13 protein-coding genes, 5 tRNA genes and 1 pseudogene are annotated in these 18727 nt (G+C 62.6%); 7 read left to right on the top strand and 12 right to left on the bottom strand.

Annotation, left to right across the window (positions count from 1 at the left end):
- Positions 1–128: 128 nt before the first annotated feature.
- Together KIH81_RS08075 and KIH81_RS08080 are read right to left on the bottom strand one after the other, a co-directional pair.
- A pseudogene (locus tag KIH81_RS08075) lies at positions 129–1226 on the bottom strand (glycoside hydrolase family 3 N-terminal domain-containing protein); the annotation flags it as partial.
- 88 nt (positions 1227–1314) lie between these two features.
- Positions 1315–2637, bottom strand: coding sequence for an MFS transporter (locus KIH81_RS08080; RefSeq protein ID WP_214304899.1), 1323 nt, complete (start codon positions 2635–2637; stop codon positions 1315–1317).
- 207 nt (positions 2638–2844) lie between these two features.
- Here KIH81_RS08080 and KIH81_RS08085 point away from each other — a divergent pair, with 207 nt between their 5' ends.
- Positions 2845–3447, top strand: coding sequence for a TetR/AcrR family transcriptional regulator (locus tag KIH81_RS08085; protein ID WP_214304900.1), 603 nt, complete (start codon positions 2845–2847; stop codon positions 3445–3447).
- Between the two features lie 54 nt (positions 3448–3501).
- On the opposite strand, the gene KIH81_RS08090 is transcribed toward KIH81_RS08085, so the two are convergent.
- From KIH81_RS08090 to KIH81_RS08110, 5 genes are all read right to left on the bottom strand, one after another.
- A tRNA-Gly gene (locus KIH81_RS08090) sits at positions 3502–3574 on the bottom strand.
- A 30-nt stretch (positions 3575–3604) separates the two neighbouring features.
- A tRNA-Val gene (locus KIH81_RS08095) sits at positions 3605–3677 on the bottom strand.
- Positions 3678–3725: 48 nt separating this feature from the next.
- Positions 3726–3797: transfer RNA gene (locus KIH81_RS08100), tRNA-Val, on the bottom strand.
- Positions 3798–3838: 41 nt separating this feature from the next.
- Positions 3839–3909, bottom strand: a tRNA-Cys gene (locus KIH81_RS08105).
- Positions 3910–3937: 28 nt separating this feature from the next.
- Positions 3938–4010: transfer RNA gene (locus KIH81_RS08110), tRNA-Gly, on the bottom strand.
- Between the two features lie 190 nt (positions 4011–4200).
- On the opposite strand from KIH81_RS08110, the gene KIH81_RS08115 reads away from it, so the two are divergent.
- Positions 4201–5034: a PAC2 family protein gene (locus KIH81_RS08115; protein WP_214304901.1), complete on the top strand. Its 834-nt coding sequence runs from the start codon at positions 4201–4203 to the stop codon at positions 5032–5034.
- Between the two features lie 175 nt (positions 5035–5209).
- On the opposite strand, the gene KIH81_RS08120 is transcribed toward KIH81_RS08115, so the two are convergent.
- Positions 5210–6127, bottom strand: a complete 918-nt coding sequence (locus KIH81_RS08120; RefSeq protein ID WP_214304902.1) for an undecaprenyl-diphosphate phosphatase — start codon at positions 6125–6127, stop codon at positions 5210–5212.
- 173 nt (positions 6128–6300) lie between these two features.
- Here KIH81_RS08120 and KIH81_RS08125 point away from each other — a divergent pair, with 173 nt between their 5' ends.
- A complete protein-coding gene (locus KIH81_RS08125; protein ID WP_214304903.1) occupies positions 6301–7092 on the top strand; it encodes a fructosamine kinase family protein in 792 nt (263 codons plus the stop codon).
- Between the two features lie 163 nt (positions 7093–7255).
- Here the strand turns inward: KIH81_RS08125 and dnaJ are convergent, their stop codons facing one another.
- Positions 7256–8401 (bottom strand): molecular chaperone DnaJ, encoded by a 1146-nt coding sequence (gene dnaJ, locus KIH81_RS08130; protein ID WP_214304904.1) that lies wholly within the window; start codon positions 8399–8401, stop codon positions 7256–7258.
- A gap of 54 nt (positions 8402–8455) precedes the next feature.
- Positions 8456–9553, bottom strand: coding sequence for a heat-inducible transcriptional repressor HrcA (hrcA, locus tag KIH81_RS08135; RefSeq protein ID WP_214304905.1), 1098 nt, complete (start codon positions 9551–9553; stop codon positions 8456–8458).
- 368 nt (positions 9554–9921) lie between these two features.
- Between hrcA and tkt the strand changes: the two genes are divergently transcribed.
- Together tkt and tal are read left to right on the top strand one after the other, a co-directional pair.
- Positions 9922–12024, top strand: coding sequence for a transketolase (gene tkt / locus KIH81_RS08140; RefSeq protein WP_214304906.1), 2103 nt, complete (start codon positions 9922–9924; stop codon positions 12022–12024).
- 83 nt (positions 12025–12107) lie between these two features.
- On the top strand, positions 12108–13211 hold the full coding sequence (tal, locus tag KIH81_RS08145) for a transaldolase (RefSeq protein ID WP_214304907.1): 1104 nt from the start codon (positions 12108–12110) through the stop codon (positions 13209–13211).
- A gap of 119 nt (positions 13212–13330) precedes the next feature.
- Here the strand turns inward: tal and KIH81_RS08150 are convergent, their stop codons facing one another.
- Positions 13331–14494 carry a pyridoxal phosphate-dependent aminotransferase gene (locus tag KIH81_RS08150; protein ID WP_214304908.1) on the bottom strand — a complete coding sequence of 388 codons (1164 nt, stop codon included), beginning with the start codon at positions 14492–14494 and terminating at the stop codon, positions 13331–13333.
- A gap of 261 nt (positions 14495–14755) precedes the next feature.
- Between KIH81_RS08150 and brnQ the strand changes: the two genes are divergently transcribed.
- Positions 14756–16114 (top strand): branched-chain amino acid transport system II carrier protein, encoded by a 1359-nt coding sequence (brnQ, locus tag KIH81_RS08155; RefSeq protein ID WP_214304909.1) that lies wholly within the window; start codon positions 14756–14758, stop codon positions 16112–16114.
- 158 nt (positions 16115–16272) lie between these two features.
- Here brnQ and KIH81_RS08160 read toward each other — a convergent pair whose 3' ends face one another.
- Positions 16273–17028: a carboxymuconolactone decarboxylase family protein gene (locus KIH81_RS08160; RefSeq protein ID WP_214304910.1), complete on the bottom strand. Its 756-nt coding sequence runs from the start codon at positions 17026–17028 to the stop codon at positions 16273–16275.
- Positions 17029–17516: 488 nt separating this feature from the next.
- On the opposite strand from KIH81_RS08160, the gene KIH81_RS08165 reads away from it, so the two are divergent.
- The gene (locus KIH81_RS08165; RefSeq protein WP_214304911.1) at positions 17517–18629 is read left to right on the top strand and encodes a 5-methyltetrahydropteroyltriglutamate--homocysteine S-methyltransferase; all 1113 of its coding nucleotides are present in this window, start codon (positions 17517–17519) and stop codon (positions 18627–18629) included.
- Positions 18630–18727 lie beyond the last annotated feature (98 nt).

Here is an 18727-nt window from a genome sequence, read left to right on the forward strand (position 1 = left end):
CCATCCGCATGGCCTACGGCTTCCACCACGTCACCAACCTCATCAGCCTCGTCATGCTCAGATGCGGCGGACTCAACATCCAACTACCAACACCAGCAACCTAACCCACGAAAACAGCAGAAGCCTCCAAAAACAGCATTGATGCCACGGCCATGCAGGGAGTCAAGGAATGATGTCAACCGGGTCGGCGTGATATGCGACGAGCCACCACCTTGGTAGCGTGGCGTACGTGCGAATTCGCCGATGACCGCAATATGGTCGTCCGCGGACAATGGCAGTATCCCGTTCTCGTTTTTCAACAACACAATGGATTCCTGAGCCGCGCGTCGTGCAAGCCGATCATGCGCGGCGGCATCGTAGACGAATCCTTCACGCTCCATCGCCGGACGGACTTTATCGAGCAAAGACAGCACGCCGTTCGCCATATTGTCGAGCTGTGTCTCATCCAGCAGTCCATCGCGTACGGCGATCACCACATCCTCATCGGTGTCGGATGGCGGCATTTCCAAGTTCAGACCGGCCTTGATCGAGGCAACACGGTCGTGCACCGCTCCCCAATCACTCATCACCAGACCCCGATACCCCCATTCGTTACGCAGCACGTCGGTGAGCAGCCACGTATTCTCCGACGAGTACACATCGTTGATACGGTTGTAGGAGCACATGATCGTCCAGGGATCGGCATGTTTGACGACATATTCGAATGCGGAAAGGTAAATCTCCCGGAGCGCCCGTTCGCTGACACGCACCGAGACGCGCATACGGTCGGTTTCCTGATTATTGGCGGCGAAGTGCTTCAACGAGGTGCCTACGCCCTGTGATTGCACGCCTTCGACGAGCGCTGCGGCCTGATGAGCTGCCAGACATGGGTCTTCGGACCAGTATTCGAAACAGCGGCCTCCGAGGGGGTTGCGTTTGATGTTGATTCCCGGACCCAGAATGACGGCGACCTTCTCCTGCACGCACTCCTCACCCATCGCGACGCCGACCCGGCGTGCCAATTCGGGGTTCCATGCGTTGGCCAGACCGGCAGCCGGCGGGAAGCAGGTGGCAGGCACGGTGTCGTAGTATTGGCCGCCGTCGCGCATCTTGCGCAGGCCGTGCGGTCCATCGGTGATCATATATCCGGGAATGTCTTTGTCCGGAATCCCCTGAAGATGCCAGGCGTCCGCACCTGAAGTGAGTGCGGCTTTGTCTTCGAGCGTGAGGTCGTGAATGGTGGTCATGATCGTTCTCCTAACGGAAACCTGTGAAATTGAAATTGAATAATGCGCCGATAGCGCGGAGCCCGAGAGTCGGCAAGTGCCGCCGGAGCTACTTGGCCTTGCGAATAAGTCCGATGAACACGCACGAACACGCAAGGACGATCGCGCCGATGAGGAAGGCCAGACGATAGCTGCCGAAAACGATGACGATCATCGACGTGGCGACCGGTCCGATCATCTGCCCAACGGTGTTGGACAGATTCAGAATGCCGAGATCCTTGCCGGCTTCCTCCTTGTTCGGCAGCACGTCGACGTTCAATGCCTGGTCGCATGCGTTGTAGACGCCGACGCCGAACCCGTGGAATGCGGCCCACACATACATGCCCCATACGCTGGGAATCATCGCCGGGATCAGGAATCCGAACGCAATGATCAACGCACATGCGATCACAAGAGGCTTGCGACGGTGCAGGAAGTCGGAGAGCGGACCGGCGATCGCCGATGCGACCAGCGATGCGACCATGATGATCACTGCGGCCACCGAAAGAGAGGCGCTGGCTTGGGCGGTATCCAATCCGATGTACTCGCGGAATATATACAGCTGATAGTTGACGATCATGTAGATCGAGATCGTGATTAGCAGCCTGCCGAACAAGGCAAGGTAAAAATCACGACAATTCTTGGTCGGCGGTGTGAACGCCCTGATCACCGAGAAGACGCCCTGCCCCCGTTGAGCTGCCGGCAGACTCGCGGCAGACGGCTCCTTCGGCCAGACGATTACGGTAAGCAGGCCGCAAATCGCCAGACAGACGCTGGCCAGAAGGATGCCGAACGCCACATTGGTGAGCAGCGCGGCGCTGAGAATTTGGCCGACGGATTGCCCGATGGTGACACCAAGGCCGTAGATGGCGGACATACTGGCACGGTTGTTTTCCGGTATGCGATCGGACAGCACTGCGAAGAACGGCGCCAACAGCATATTGAGGAACAGCTGGGCCCCGCACCAACAGAGAATAATCAGCGGAGCGCCGTTCACTACGGAAGTCAGCCACAGGAACAGGCCGGCCAAGACGGCGCCCACTACGATGAAGGGAGTGCGTCTGCCAAAGCGGGAACGGGAGCGGTCAGATAAAGTGCCCCACAGAAGGTTGGCGAACAACGCCACGAATGCACCGATCGAGTTAAGCTGCGCAACCAATGCGGTGGGATCCGCCACCCCATCGTCAAGGAAACGCTGTGGTAACAGAATGCCGATAACGGCCGCGAATGGTGCATACCAGAGTATGCCACACAACAGGAAGCCTATAAGGAAACGGATGCGCTGCAGCACTGTCATGCCTGGTTCCGACATCGCCTCGCTGGTCTCCTGAATGTTGTGCGCTCTGGCATGTGCCGCATCTCTTGGTTCTTGCGGTTCGGTTGCTTTCGTCATGATGATGCGCCCTCCTTTGCGACGCGAAACGTGACCCATCTTTTTTACCTAACGGTAAAACTTACCGTTAGGTAAAAAATATACCGAACGGTAAAAAATTGCAATACCGGCGTGTTTACCAGAAGGTCAAAAATGTATGATGGGAAACGGTGCCGAGCAGAAGCACTACAGAATTCGATACAGCACAATCGGGAGTACGACTTGACCATGACCAAACGCAACGAGAAAATCGACTCCATACTCAATGCGGCAACAGAGCTCATCGGCGCATACGGGTATTACGGCACTTCGCTCGAGCGCATAGGCGAAGCCACTGGCATGAGCAAACAAAATCTTCTGTACTACATCAAAAACAAACAGACACTGATGAGCATGCTCATCGAACAACGCTATGACCGCCCACAGGAGCTCCTGGATTATCAGGATCGATTGAACGCCATGAGCCAAGAGGAACGGCGAGCACATCCTCCCCTACTCCCCGACTACTTCCGGCTCAATGCCGCGATCAACGAGTCACGGCCCAATTATGTGCGCATGTTTGCGATGTTGTCTGTGGAAAGCCTGAACCCATCCCATCCCGCGCACGATTACTTCAGTCGCAGAGAAGCCATAACCACCGCCGGCGACGCTGGCGTCGAATGGCTGCTGCCAGACGGCGTGGATCTTATCTCAACCATTCACGCATGCCATTGCGCCATGGACGGCGTGCAGTTACGCTGGCTGAGGGAACCGAACTCCAGCTTACGTGAGATGTGGAGCGAATGCGAAAAGACGCTGTTCCCTTCGCCATTGTGGGACGGATACAAGTGATGCAGCAAGTGCGGTAACGAAAAAGCCTCACCGCTGTGGTGAGGCTTTACCTAGAGCGGACAACGGGACTCGAACCCGCGGTCTCAACCTTGGCAAGGTTGCGCTTTACCAACTAAGCTATGTCCGCAGAGATTCCGACGTGAGAATCGGATTCCAGTGGGCGATGTAGGAATCGAACCTACGACCCCTTCGGTGTGAACGAAGTGCGCTAGCCGCTGCGCCAATCGCCCGAAATCAATCGGTGTTCAGTTATTGTCAACAGAACGAATCTGTCTGTGTGGGCGATACAAGATTCGAACTTGTGACCCCTTCCGTGTCAGGGAAGTGCGCTACCTCTGCGCCAACCGCCCGGGTCCGCTTCTCAATCCGAGGATTGCTCCGCGGTCCTGAGAGGTGGGTACGAGAGTCGAACTCGTCTATACGGCTTTGCAGGCCGCTGCCTAACCGCTTGGCTAACCCACCGTAAGGTCTGTCAACTCGTCGGACCTAGAGCGGACAACGGGACTCGAACCCGCGGTCTCAACCTTGGCAAGGTTGCGCTTTACCAACTAAGCTATGTCCGCGTGTGTCTGTCCGGCAGTCACCAGGAAGGTGTCTCGCCGAAGCACGAGTGATTACTATACACACATGTCTCCAGTCCGTCCAGTCACGGCGTGTCGCCTTGTGGTAGCTGGGTTTTCGACGGGTCATGGCCCCGCTCGCTGATGGCTGAAGCCGGCGCGCAAGGGCGTTTCCCCACGTTACCCTTGAAGTATGAGTGAAGAAGCGAACGTCCAGGGACCGGTGATGATCGCCGCGTTCGAAGGTTGGAACGACGCCTGTCAGGCCGCCACGAACGTGGTCCGTTATCTGGTCAAGCGGTACGAGTCCCGCGAGATCCGGCATATCGACTGCGATGGGTTCTACGACTATCAGGTGGCCCGTCCGATGCTGTGCCACGTTTCCGGCCGCGCGAACCTGGTGTGGCCGCAGACCACGTTCTACGACATCACGCTGGACGCCCGACGCCATCTCTACGCGCAGATAGCCCCGGAACCGAACTACCGTTGGATGGAGTACTGCAGCCAGAGCCTGCACATCGCCGAGGAGCTGGACGTCTCGCAGGTGGTCACGATGGGTGCCATGTTCTCCGACTGTCCGCATGCCCGGCCGTTGCCTGTCGCCGTGAGCGACGGCGAGAGCCAGTGCGAATGCGACCGCGAGTACAACGGCCCGGTCGGCATCCCCACCGTGCTGGATATGGCGGCCGCCGATCGCGGCTTCGCCCACGCATCCATGTGGGTCTCCATCCCGCAGTACCTGGGCAGCGACGATTGCGCGGCCGGCACCATGCGTCTGCTGGACGCGCTGGGCAAGCGCATCGGCTTCACGTTCGACACGACTGAGCTCAGGCGCAAGGCCGAGCAGTGGAAGGCGCAGGCCTCCGTGCTGGTGCGTTGCAACGACCAGCTGGGCGAATACGTGGAGCACCTGGAGCGCGACTACGACCTCAAGTGCAAGGCGGACGAGGAAGCCGGCCTGGGCACGCCGCAGTGCGAACAGCTGGTGCGCGAGGCCGAGGCGTTCCTGAGGCAGATGGGCGAGTGAACCGCCGACGCATATGTCTTCCGGAGGCGCCGCATCGCGGTTCCGATCAATGATCATCGACGACGAAACGCACGGCAACAGGACAAACGTAAAGGGGCATCTCCCATATCAGGAGATGCCCCTTAATCGTATAATCGTATATACGTTTATGGATCTGCGCTCGACTCGCCCGGCGTTACGCGGCGGCGGCCACGGACGGGTCGATGGCCGGCAGCACGCCGGTGATGAGCAGCAGGGCCACCACCACGGCCAGACCGATGCGGTAGATGGCGAAGGCCTTGTAGGAGAACGTGGAGACGAACTTCAGGAAGCCGATGATCACCACGTAGCCCACGAAGAACGCCACCACGGTGGCCGCAAGCGTGGCACCCCAGCCGGGGAACGCGCCGATCGCCGTGCAGGAGGCCGCGTCGCCCGCGGAGCAGGCGCTCACGTCCTTGACCGCCGAGACGGCCTCCAGGATGCCGGCGCCGAACACGGCGGGGATGGCCATGAGGAAGCTCACGCGCACGGCGGCCTCACGGGTGTAGCCCATCGCACGGCCGAAGGTGATGGTGCCGCCGGAACGGGAGACGCCCGGGATCAGCGCGAGCATCTGGCCCACGCCGAACAGCAGCGCATCCTTCCACGTCATCTGCTTCATGGTCTTGACCTGCTTGGAACGGGCGTCGAACACCCACAGCAGCACGCCGAAGACGGCAAGCACGGTCACGGTGATCCACAGGTTCCTCAGCGTGGTCTCGATGGCGTCCTTGAACAGCAGGCCGGCAATGAGGATCGGCATGGTGCCGATAATGATGAACCAGCCCATCTGCGTGTCCGGATTATGGGCGCCGAGACGGCTCTTGAGGTCCTTGCCCTCCTTGCCGAAGAGCGAACCGAACCACGCACCGAGAATGCGGATGATGTCCCGGCGGTAATACAGGATCACGGCCAGCTCGGTGCCGAGCTGGATGATGGCGGTGAAGGCCGCGCCCGGATCCTTGCCGATCATCAGGTCGCCGATGATGCGAATGTGCGCGCTGGACGATACCGGCAGATATTCGGTGAGCGCCTGAACCAAACCCATGAATAGCGCTTGGAAGAAATTCATAACCCCTCTGGTTTCTTGACATGCAAATTCGTTATGACCATGAACACCCTACCCAAGGGTGCGTAGAACAACACTAAGCAAACGAAAACGGGCGCAACAACTGCACGCCTTCTACAATGAAGGCGAACATCCATCAATGGACACCTCATATTGACGAATTGAAGGGAGCGGTTATGTCCGTGTATCGCAAGAGCAGGGCGTTCGCGCCGCAGGGATTCTTCGAGTGCGAGGGCTGCGGCCTCAAGTGGCTCGGCGAGGCGCATGCGCAGGGCGGTCCCCGCGTGGTCGAGGTATACGACTGGGGCAAGGACTATCTGGACATCGAACGGGTGTCCAGCTCCTCCCCCACGGCCAAGGCCGCATTCGACTTCGGCGCGGCGCTGGCCCGCATGCACGACGCCGGGGCGCCCTATTTCGGCTCGGCACCGGCCGGCTACGACGGTACATGCTATTTCGGACCATTGCAGGATCCGGTGAAGATGGACACCGGCGAGTGGACCGACCCGATCAGCTACTTCGCCGACGGCCGTCTACGCCCGATGGTCGATCTCGGCGTACGCCGCGGCGAACTGGACAAGCGCGACGTTGAGCTCACGGAGAAGGTGATCGACGCGCTGCCGGACATCATGGGCCGCGCGGCCGACGACAAGCCCGCACGCATCCACGGCGACCTGTGGAGCGGCAATGTGATGTGGACGGCGGATTCCGGCCATTCGGAGGCCGTGCTCATCGATCCGGCGGCCCACGGTGGCCACCGCGAGGAGGATCTGGCCATGCTGCATCTGTTCGGCATGAGCTATCTGAGCCAGATCACGGAGGGCTACCAGTCCGCGCATCCGTTGAAGGCCGGCTGGCAGGAGCGCATCACGCTGTGGCAGCTCTACCCCATCGCCGGCCACTGCGTGTTCTTCGGCGGCGGTTACGTGAGCGAATACCGCTCCATGTGCCGCTCGCTGCTGAAGTAGGGAGCCTTGCTTGGCTCCCCTTGTCAGGGGAGCTGTCATCGAAGATGACTGAGGGGTAGTCATTGGAGAATTGCGAACTTGCGCAAAACCAATCTCCTGCGACTACCCCTCAGTCGGCTCTGCCGACAGCTCCCCTGACAAGGGGAGCCAGGGGGTGGAAGATTCAGCTCAAAGCGTCCTTGAGCTTCGAGAAGAACCCGCTCTTCTTCTGGCCGGTCTGGGGCCTGGAGGCCTGCGAGACGTGCGAGGCGTCCGCGTCGTGGGAGGCAGCGAACTGCTCGATGAGCCCGCGCTCGGAGTCGTTGAGCTTGGTGGGGATGAGCACGTTCACGTGGGCCACGAGGTTGCCGCGTTCGTCGTTGTTGCGGATGTTGGTGACGCCCAGGCCCTTGAGGGTCACGGTGTCCTCCGGCTGGCATCCGGCCGGGATGGTGACGTCCTGAGGACCGTCGAACGTGTCGATGGTGAGCGTGTGGCCGAGGACGGCCCAGCTCATCGGCACCTGGATCCAGCAGTGCAGGTCGTCGCCGTCGCGCGTGAACTGCTTGTCCGCGCGGATGCGGACGTCGATGTACAGGTCTCCGGCGGCACCGCCGCCTTCGCCCACCTCGCCCTGGTTCGCCAGGCGCAGGCGCGCGTTGTCGTTGATGCCGGCCGGCACGGTCACGCCCACGTTGCGCGTGGCGCGCACGCGGCCGTGGCCCATGCAGCTGGGGCACGGGTTGGTGATGATGGTGCCGTGTCCCTCGCAGCGTTCGCAGGGCGCGGAGGTCATCATCTGGCCCAGCATGGTGCGGACCACCTTCTGCATGAAGCCCTGTCCGTGGCAGTCCGGGCAGGTGACCGGCTGGGCGCCGCCCTGCGCGCCGGAGCCGCCGCATTCCTGGCACAGCGAGAACGTGTTGATCTTCACATGGGCGGTGCCGCCGAACACCGCGGTCTTCAGATCGATGGACGCGGAGGCCAGCGCGTCGCGGCCGGGCTGGGTGCGCGGGACGGGACCCTGCGAGCCGCCGCCGAACGCCGAGCCGAAGAACGTGGAGAAGACGTCGCCCATGTCGCCGAAACCGCCGGAGAACCCGCCGGCGCCGCTGTTGGGGTTATTGGGATCCACGCCGGAGTCGTACATGCGGCGCTTGTCCGGGTTGGACAGCACGTCGTAGGCGTTGTTCACTTCCTTGAACTTGTCCTCGAACTCCGGGCCCGCGATGTCCGGGTGGTATTTACGGCTGAGCTTGCGGTAGGCCTTCTTGATCTCGTCGTCGCTGGCATTGCGGTCAACGCCGAGCGTCTCGTAATAATCTGCCACTTACTTGTTCCTTTTGTTCGTTTGGTCCGCGGGTTATTGTGCCATATCCCGCGGTCAGTCCTGGGTCCGCCGTTCGCTGACGAACGCGGTGAGGTAACGGGCCACCGCCTTGACCGCGGCCATGGTGGTGGCGTAGTCCATGTGCGTGGGTCCGATGGATCCCACGAAGGCGATCGGCTCGCCGGCCTCCCGCGTGGATTGCACCGAGCCGTCATCGCCCTGGTCGGGGTCCGAGGCCGCCCGGCCGTACCCGCTACTGACCACCGAGGCATGCAGGAGCTCGGGCGTATGGCTTTCGGAGCCGATGGACACGCCCACGCCGGCAGCGTTCGTCTCCTCGCTCAGATTGCTCATGAGCTTCATGAGCACCACCTGTTCCTCCAGCGCGTCGAACAGGGGCGCCAGATCGGACAGCGAGTGGGAGTGGGAGTGGGCCAGACGCGAGGCTCCGGACATGTACAGTTCATTGGCGCGTTCGTCCAGCGCCATCGAGGCGAAGGCGTCCGCCAGCGATTCGGCGACCCCGCGGACGTCCTCGTATCCGGCGGATGCGCCGATCGCACGTACCGTTTCGGCGGATTTCGACAGCGACAGCCCGGCGCACTGCTCGTTGACCGCACCGGAAAGCCGCGCGATGCTGTCGGCCGAGGGCATGGGCGCGACGGACAGTCCATGCTGCGCCACGCGACCGGTATCGGTGATCACCACGGCCAGCAACGTGCCCATCGCCACGGGCACCATCTCCACATGACGCAACGTGGCCTTGGCCAGCGACGGCGAGGCCACGACGGCCACCTGGCCGGTGATCTCCGAAAGCAGCCGGGCCGAACGCTGCAGGGCGTCCTGCAGGCTCACCGACCCGGCGAGGAAGCTGTTGATGCCGCGGCGTTGCGCCTCGCTCAACGGGACCACCGTCGCCAGACGGTCCACGAAGTACCGGTATCCCTTTTCCGTGGGCACGCGGCCGGCCGAGGTGTGCGGCTGAATCAGATAGCCCTCGTCCTCAAGGGCGGCCATGTCGTTGCGCACGGTGGCGGAGCTCACACCCAGATTGTGTTCCTTGGTCAGCGACGTGGATCCGACCGGCTCCTGAGAGCGAATGTAGTCCTCCACCACGGCGCGCAGCACCAGCATGCGTCTTGATTGCGTCATGCGCGCCTCCTTTATATATGCAAGAATTCACGAACAGTTCATGGCGTGTCCGGCGCGCGTTCGCCCACCCCGCGCAGGTACACGGCCGAACGGGCGGAAAACGCCGATTCGGACGCGCGACTACGTCATGCGGGCAAGACACGCCGTAACTTATTGTATTAGCACTCCCCTGTTTCGAGTGCTAATCCGTTCATTCGTAGCGAAGAAACGTTAATTGTGAACGCTAACAGAACACAAGTTACCAAAACACGCCAAAATTGCATCACTACGTCGCAAACCGACGCTAGCATGGAATACGCAATGTGAGGGCGTCTTGCGCTCGGCACAAGCCGGATACGCGGCCCGACCAATTGGAAGGAAAGTAATCCATGACCGAATTCAAGGAGACCGAACTGGACGAGCGCGCCATCAAGATGGCCAAGGTCCTGTCGGCCGACGCGGTTGAGAATGCCGGTTCCGGCCACCCCGGTTCCCCCATCTCCCTGGCGCCCGTCGCCTACACCCTGTACCAGCACTTCATCAAGCATGATCCGAACGATCCCAACTGGGAAGGCCGCGATCGCTTCATCCTTTCGGGCGGTCACGCATCCCTCACCCAGTACGTTCAGCTGTACTTCTCCGGCTACGGCCTGACCCTGGACGACCTCAAGCACTTCCGCGGCGGCGCCGACACCCGCACCCCGGGCCACCCGGAGTACGGCCTGACCCCGGGCATCGAGATGACCACCGGCCCGCTGGGCCAGGGCTTCGCCTCCGCCATCGGCTTCGCCTACGGCGAGCGTTTCCAGCGCGGCCTGCTCGACCCGGAGACCCCGAAGGAGGAGTCCCCGTTCTACCACAAGATCTGGGCCATCTGCGGTGAAGGCGACATCGAGGAGGGCATCTCCGGTGAGGCCGCTTCCCTGGCCGCCAACCAGAAGCTCGGCAACCTGACCGTGATCTTCGACGCCAACCGCATCCAGATCGAGGGCGACACCAACCTGGTGCTGGCCGAGGACGTGCTCAAGCGCTTCCAGGCCTACGGCTGGTACACCGATGAGTTCAGCTTCATCCAGCCCGATGGCTCCTACAAGGAGGACATCGAGGGCCTGGCCGAGGTCATCGCCAAGGCCGAGAAGGAAGCTCCGGACCAGCCGAAGCTCATCAAGGTCCACTCCCTGATCGCTTGGCCGACCCCGGGCAAGACCAACGACCCGTCCTCCCACGGCTCCAAGCTGGGTGCCGAGGCCGTCGCCGGCCTCAAGGAAGCCCTCGGCTACGATCCGGCCGAGTCCTTCCACGTCGACGAGGAGGCCCTCGCCCACGCCCGCAAGGTCGCCGAGCGCGGCCTGGAGGCCCACAAGGAATGGGACGAGAAGTTCGACGCCTGGCGCAAGGCCAACCCGGACAAGGCCGCCCTGTACGACCGTCTGAAGGCCGGCGAGCTGCCGGAAGGCTTCGACAAGGCCCTGGACGACCTCGAGGCCACCTTCGAGGTGGGCAAGAAGGTCGCCACCCGTGGCGCCTCCGGCTCCGTCCTCAACGCCATCGCGGCCGTCATGCCGGAACTGTGGGGCGGCTCCGCCGACCTCGGTGGTTCCAACAAGACCGACCTCAAGGGCGCCGCCACCTTCGCCCCGGCCGAGTGCGCCACCAAGCAGTGGCCGAACTGCAACGAGTTCGGTCGCCAGCTGCACTTCGGCGTGCGCGAGTTCACCATGGGCTGCATCACCAACGGCATCCTGCTGGGCTCCCACACCCGTCCGTTCGGCGGCACCTTCTTCATGTTCTCCGACTACGAGCGCTCCGCCGTCCGTCTGGCCGCCCTCATGGAGATCCCGAACCTGTACATCTGGTCCCACGACTCCGTCGCCGTGGGCGAGGACGGCCCGACCCACCAGCCGGTCGAGCACCTGGCCTCCTTCCGCGCCATCCCGCAGCTCGAGGTCATCCGTCCGGCCGATGCCTTCGAGACCGCCGAGGCCTACCGTTACTTCTTCGAGAAGAAGAACACGCTGCCGGGCGCCATGGTGCTGACCCGTCAGGGCGTGCCGGTGCTCGCCGAGACCGCCGCCAAGGCCAAGGACGGCGTCAAGAAGGGCGCCTACATCCTGGTCGACACCGAGGGCACCCCGGACGTCATCATCATGGCCTCCGGTTCCGAGGTCCAGTGGGCCGTGGCCGCCGCCAAGACCCTGGCCGAGAAGGGCGTCAAGGCCCGCGTGGTCTCCTTCCCGTCCATGGAGTGGTTCGAGGAGCAGGACGCCGAGTACAAGGAGGCCGTGCTTCCGGCTTCCGTCAAGGCCCGCGTCTCCGTCGAGGCCGGTGTGGCCATGCCGTGGTACAAGTACCTCGGCACCTACGGCAAGCCGGTGTCCATCGAGCAGTTCGGCCTGCAGGGTGACGGCGCTCAGAACATGATTGACCTCGGCATCACCGCCGAGCACGTGGTCGAGGCCGCCGAGGCGTCCATCGCCGAGGCCAACGCCTGATCGCTGGTCGATTCATAATTCAATAGCAATCTGTTGGCTCCCCTCCACGATGAGGGGAGCCACTAAACAAGGAGAAAAACAATATGACTGAAGCAACTCAGCGTACGTCCGATTCCGGCGTGTCCATCTGGCTGGACGATCTGTCCCGCTCCCGCATCGAGTCCGGCTCCCTGCAGGACCTCATCGCCAACAAGAACGTGGTCGGCGTCACCACCAACCCGTCCATCTTCCAGAAGGCCCTGAGCCAGGTCGGCCCGTACGACGAGCAGCTCAAGGAGCTCGGCAAGGTCGACGTCGAGACCGCCGTGCGTGAGCTCACCACCACCGACGTGCGCAACGCCACCGACATCTTCCGCGAGATCGCCGAGGCCACCGACTTCGTCGACGGCCGTGTCTCCATCGAGGTCGACCCGCGTCTGGCCCACGAGACCGAGGCCACCGAGAAGCAGGCCGTCGAGCTCTGGGAGAAGGTCAACCGTCCGAACGCCATGATCAAGATCCCGGCGACCCTCGAGGGTCTGCCGGCCATCACCGCCACCCTGGCCAAGGGCATCTCCGTCAACGTCACCCTGATCTTCTCGCTCGAGCGCTACGAGCAGGTCATCGACGCCTACATCGAGGGCATCGCCCAGGCCGCCGCCAACGGCCACGACCTGAAGCACATCGGCTCCGTCGCTTCCTTCTTCGTCTCCCGCGTGGACACCGCTGTGGACAAGCTGCTGGAAGCCAACGGCTCCGATGAGGCCAAGGCTCTGGAGGGCAAGGCCGCCGTGGCCAACGCTCGCCTGGCTTACGAGCTGTTCGAGAAGAAGTTCGCCGAGGATCCGCGCTGGGCCGACCTGGCCGCCAAGGGCGCCAAGGTCCAGCGTCCGCTGTGGGCCTCCACCGGCACCAAGAACCCGGCCTACTCCGACTGCAAGTACGTCGACGAGCTGGTTGCCCCGCACATCGTCAACACCATGCCGGAGAAGACCCTGAACGCCCTGGCCGATCACGGCAACGGCGCCCCGTCCATCGAGGGCACCTACGAGGAGTCCCACGCCATCATCAACAAGCTGGCTGAGCTGGGCATCAACCTCAAGGACGTCACCGACAAGCTGGAGGCCGACGGTGTCGCCGCCTTCATCAAGTCCTGGGATTCCGTGCTGGCCGACGTGCAGTCCGGCATCGATCGCGTGAACGCCTGAGACTGATTGAGCTGATGTGCCTTATGGCATATCGGTGAGTCTTGAAAGGGGTTCCAACCGTAATGGTTGGAACCCTTTTCGCATGTGTGCGGCTTTCTCCCGCAATCAGAGTCGAAGCGTCACAGCCTTTCCAGCCATGCCTTCATACGGCGCAGCCCCTCGGCCGTGTCCTCGGCGGAGCCGACGTAGGAAAGCCTCACATATCCTCGGCCGCGCGAGCCGAAGCCGGATGCGGGGGTTACCACCACATGGGCCTCATTCAGCAATCGCACGGCGAAATCATGATCGTTCATGCCGGTGGCCGTGACATTGATGAGAATGTAGAACGCGCCATCCGGTACATTGCAGCTCACCAACGGCATGTCGGCCACCGCCTGGGCCACCATGTCACGATTCGCCCGATAGGCCGCCTTCATCGTGGACAGGATGTCCGCAGCGCCTTCCAGAGCGGCCACGGCACCACATTGCAACGCACCCGGCACACAGGAGACGACGTTCTCCTGCATCACCGTCATCTGGTCGATGACGGGCTTCGGCCCGAACGCGCAACCGATGCGCCAACCGGTCATGGCGAAGGTCTTGGAGAACGAATCGATGATGATCGTACGCTCCTTCATGCCCGGCATCGCCGCGATGGACAGACATCGCACATGGTCATCGTACACGAACGCCCGGTACACCTCGTCGCTGATCACCCACAAATCGTGCCGACACGCCACATCGGCGATGGCGGCCAGCTCATCTGGATCGATGACGGCTCCGGTGGGATTCGACGGTGAGTTCAACAGCAGCGCCCGCGTCCGTGGCGTGATCGCCGCCTCGACGTCCGCGGCCCGCATGCGGAATCCATTCTGTTCGTACAACGGCACCGGCACCACGTTCGCCTGCGCCATCTGCGCCTGGCCGAAATAGTTCGCATAGCCCGGATCCGGGATGAGGATGTCGTCTCCGGCGTCCAACGTGGCGATCATCGCCAGATACACGGCCTCCATGCCTCCGGTGGTCACGATGATTTCGCCGGCCGGATCATAGTCGGTGCCGTCCTGCTTCGCGCGATACCGGCACCATGCCTCACGAAGCGCCGCCGTGCCACGATTGGGCGTGTAATGCGTGTCGCCATGAATCGCCGCCTGATATGCGACGTCGATCATCGGCTTCGGCGTATCGAAACCGGGCTCCCCCACGGCGAACGAAATCGTATCCGGCACTCCGGCCGCCAACTCGAACATCTCACGCACGCTGGGATACAGCGCCTCCTGCGCACGACGTGAAATAGCAGGCATCCCCCAAACCCCTTCCGACACTGCGATGGATGGCAAGTAGTCCCGCATTCTAACCGCATCGTGTTTCGGCCACACGCGATTGCCCACGCTTGTTCGGGCGACTCGGACGGCACCCGACGTCCACGATGTCCGCAAATGTCCGCAAATGACCACAACGTGAGTGCGGATATGCCGCAGAGACCGGGACGCCTTGACCTCGGCCTGCCCGGACTGGTACGTTCACGACTGGTTCCATATGACGTTCGAAGGGATGACCGCACCATGCCCAATCCGCTAGCACGACTGACCGCACGCCAACGTCTGCTGATGACGTTCACGTTCTTCTCGATGTTCTTCGGTGCGGGCAATCTCATCTTCCCGCCGTTCGTGGGCGCCCAGGCAGGGGCCGCCACACTTCCGGCCGCCATCGGGTTCATCGTCTCCGCGGTGGGCCTGCCGATCCTGGGCGTGCTGGCGGTGACGTTCGCCGGCGGCTTCGACAAGCTCGCCGGGCGCGTCTCCCCCGGATTCGCGCTGCTGCTCGGGCTCGCCATCATCCTGACGATCGGCCCGTGCTTCGCCATCCCGCGTACGGCCACCACCTCGTTCGAGATGATGGTGGCCCCGTTCGTGCCGGATGGTTCCGCATGGCTCGCGCAACTCGTCTATTCGCTGGTGTTCTTCACGTTGGCGTTCCTGTTCGCCCAGCATCCCGAGAAACTATCCAAGGTGCTGGGCCGGTTCATGGGACCGCTGCTGCTGACGCTCATCGCGGTGCTGTTCGTAGCCTGCCTGGTGCATGGCATCGGCACGGCGGCCGTTCCGGCCGGCAATTACCGGTCGAATCAGATGGCGCGCGGATTCCTGGACGGCTACCAGACCATGGATCTTCTGGCGGCGCTGTACTTCGGCATCGTGATTTCCGCGAACGTTCGCGCGCTGCGGGTCGAGGACGAACCGCAGGTTCAGCGCGAGACCGCGTTCGCGGGACTGGGCACGGGCGTGCTGCTCGTTCTCATCTATGGCGCGTTGAGCTATGTGGGCGTGGTGTCCGGCTCGATCGCCGCCATCGATCCGGAGCATGACACGGGCGCAACCGTGCTGACCAATCTCACGTCGTCGGTGTTCGGTGCGGAAGGCACGGCGTTTCTGGGCGTGGTGTTCGTCATCGCCTGCCTCAATGTGTGCACGGGTCTGATCTGCACGTGCGCCACGTATTTCCATACCAAGTTCCCCACTGTGGCGGGACGTGAGGTGAGCTACCGGGCTTGGCAGGTGGCGTTCACCGTATTCAGTTTCGTGGTGTCGAACGCCGGATTGAGCCTCATCATCAAGGTATCCGTGCCGGTGCTTTCGGCGCTGTATCCGATGGCGATCGTGCTGGTGTTGCTTGCCCTGACCCATCATGTGTTCGCCGCGCGATTCCCGCGCGTGTATTTCTGGACAGTGCTGCTGGTCGGTGTTGTGGCGTTCGCCGGGTGCGTGGCATCGCTGGTCGCCGTGTTCGGAGGATCGCTGCCGTGGCTGGAGACCATGCTGAATCTGCTGCCACTGCAGAGCAAGGAGCTTGGATGGCTGACGCCCGCGGTCATCGGTATGGTGATCGGCGTCGTCGATTCGCTGGCGCGTTCGCGGCGTTAGCGTATTCTTGCGGCTCCCTTCGCTGAGGGGATCTGTCGAACGCAGTGAGACTGAGGGAGTTTCCGGATAGGTCGGTGCTCCCCTCAGTCAGCTTCGCTGACAGCTCCCCTCAGCGAGGGGAGCCAGTTTTTCTATACGCCATCACGTGTTCAGAGACCTCACGCGGCGTTGGCGGCGGCCTCGTTGATGCAGCGGATGGCATTGAGCGTGCGCGGATAGCCGAGGTAGGGCATGCACTGGGAGACGACGGCGATGAGGAACGCCTTCCCGTTGCCCACACGCAGGTTGGCTGCGGCATGGGCGGTCAGCTGTGGTTCGCAGCCGCCTTGCGCGGCAAGGAAGCACAACGTGATCATCTCCCGCTGGCGGGTGTCGAGACCGCCGCGCGTGTAGTAGTCGCCGAAGCAGTTGTCGGCCAGCCACTTGTTGATATGGCGGGTCTCCTCCGGGCCGGATTGCGCGAATCCGCGCATATGCTCGCCGAAGATGTCGATCTGCGACTGCTCGCCGGCGGCGGCACGAGTCTCCGGCGTGGTGGTGGACTGTCCGTCCAACGGCAGGCGCACGCCGCGATCGGCAAGGACGCGATTGACGATGCCGAGGAACGGCAGCACACGGCCGAAACCGAGGTAGGCGGCGGCCTGATAGACGATCTCCTTGAGCTGGACCGGCGTCAGACCGGCCTCCAGCGCCTTGGGCGTCACCAGTGCGAAGGCTTCCCGGCCCTGGCATCCGAGCAAAGCGGCGAGGATTGCCATCCATCGGGTAGGCGCATCCAGGTCCGGATGATTCGCACCGGGTTCGTGCCGTACCTCATCGTCCACGAAGTTGCCGAAAAACTCTGCGAACTCAGGGTCAGTGGCCCCGATTGTGGTGCCTGCAAACAGCGATTCGTCATTGTGATTGTCGGACATTGCGTTCCTCCCATTCAAGGCAGCCCCATGGTTGGCTTCACTGCGTTAGGTCGTAGGCCGTTCAGCCGGGATTGGCATGGCGTTGTCCCCAACTCCCCTTGTCCGGGGAGTTGTCGTTGAGGCCGACCGAGGACGGTCCATGCCAATGCTGGCTTAGCCCAGTCATTAATCGCTTTTCAGCGTATGGATCCGTCCGATTCCGGTCAAATACCTGAATCGCAGCGCCAGACATAAGCGTCAGGCATGACTCGCATCATGCCGCAGACGCTCGGTGTTCATTAGGCGAACCCCTGCCTCACATTCCGTGAGACGGCTACGGGCGGCATGCCCGGCGCGCTGCTAAGGTACCCAACGTATGCGTCTGTTCGCTTCGCGCAAGGATTGCACGTTCGCGGGCCGACGTCGGTACCGCAATCGCCGGCAATGCCGCATCACGCACCACCATCGTGCGCCACGGCATGCCGCGCACAGACAAAGGAGCAAGTCACATGACCTATCAGCATAACGCCCCGTTCCGCGCGGATGTGGTGGGCAGCTACCTGCGCCCGGCCGAGCTCAAGGCCGCACGCGCCGACTTCGAGGCGGGCCGCATCGACGCGGCCGAGCTCAAGGCCGTCGAGGACAAGGCCATCACCGAACTGGTGGCCAAGCAGAAGGCCGCCGGTCTGCATGTGATCACGGACGGCGAGTTCCGCCGCGCCTACTGGCATCTCGATTTCATGTGGGGACTGCAGGGCGTCCGCCGTGGCACCGCTCCCATCCAGTTCAAGGGTTCGGACGGCACCGCCGTGGTCGAGGCTGCCGGCGTGGACGGCGAGATCAGCGGCGAGAATCACCCGTTCGTGGAGCATTACCGCTTCGTCAAGGCCTTGGAGGATGAGAACACCATCGCCAAGCAGACCGTGCCCTCCCCCGCCCAAACGCTGTTCGTGCTTCAGCAGGGCATCGCCGAGGAGGCCGTGAACCCGTACAAGGACAACGATGCGCTGGCCCAGGCCATCGCCGACGCCTACATCCAAGTGGCGCACGATCTGTACGAGGCCGGCTGCCGCACGCTGCAGTTCGACGACTGCACGTGGGGCGCGTTCGTGTCCGCCGACTTCAAGGACACCGTGTTCGGCGTGGACGCCAAGACCGTGCAGCGCCAGTACGCCGCCGTGAACAACGCGGTGATCGCCGCCGTGCCGGAGGATATGGTGGTCACCACGCATATCTGTCGCGGCAACTACCAGTCGCAGTGGTTCTCCGCCGGCGGATACGGCCAGGTGGCGGACGTGCTCTTCGGCGAGGAGAACGTGGCCGCCTACTATCTGGAGTTCGACGACGACCGTTCCGGCGATTTCGAGCCTCTGGCCAAGGTGTCCGGAGACAAGAAGGTGGTGCTGGGCCTCATCACCTCGAAGAAGCCGGAGCTTGAGGATCCCGAGGCCATCAAGGCGCGTATCGCCGAGGCCGCGCAGTACGTGCCTCTCGAGCGCCTGTGCCTGTCCACGCAGTGCGGCTTCGCCTCCACCGAGGAAGGCAACCACCTGACCGAATCCCAGCAATGGGCCAAAATCGCCCTGGTGCGTTCCATCGCGGAAGAGGTGTGGCAAGACTAAATTTTCTGGCTCCCCTCTCTGAGGGGAGCTGGCCGCGAAGCGGACTGAGGGGAGTCAACGGATCAACCTCCAGAGACTCCCCTCAGTCGTCTCCGACG

The organism is Bifidobacterium miconisargentati (assembly GCF_019331675.1).
Classification (GTDB): Bacteria; Actinomycetota; Actinomycetes; order Actinomycetales; family Bifidobacteriaceae; genus Bifidobacterium; species Bifidobacterium miconisargentati.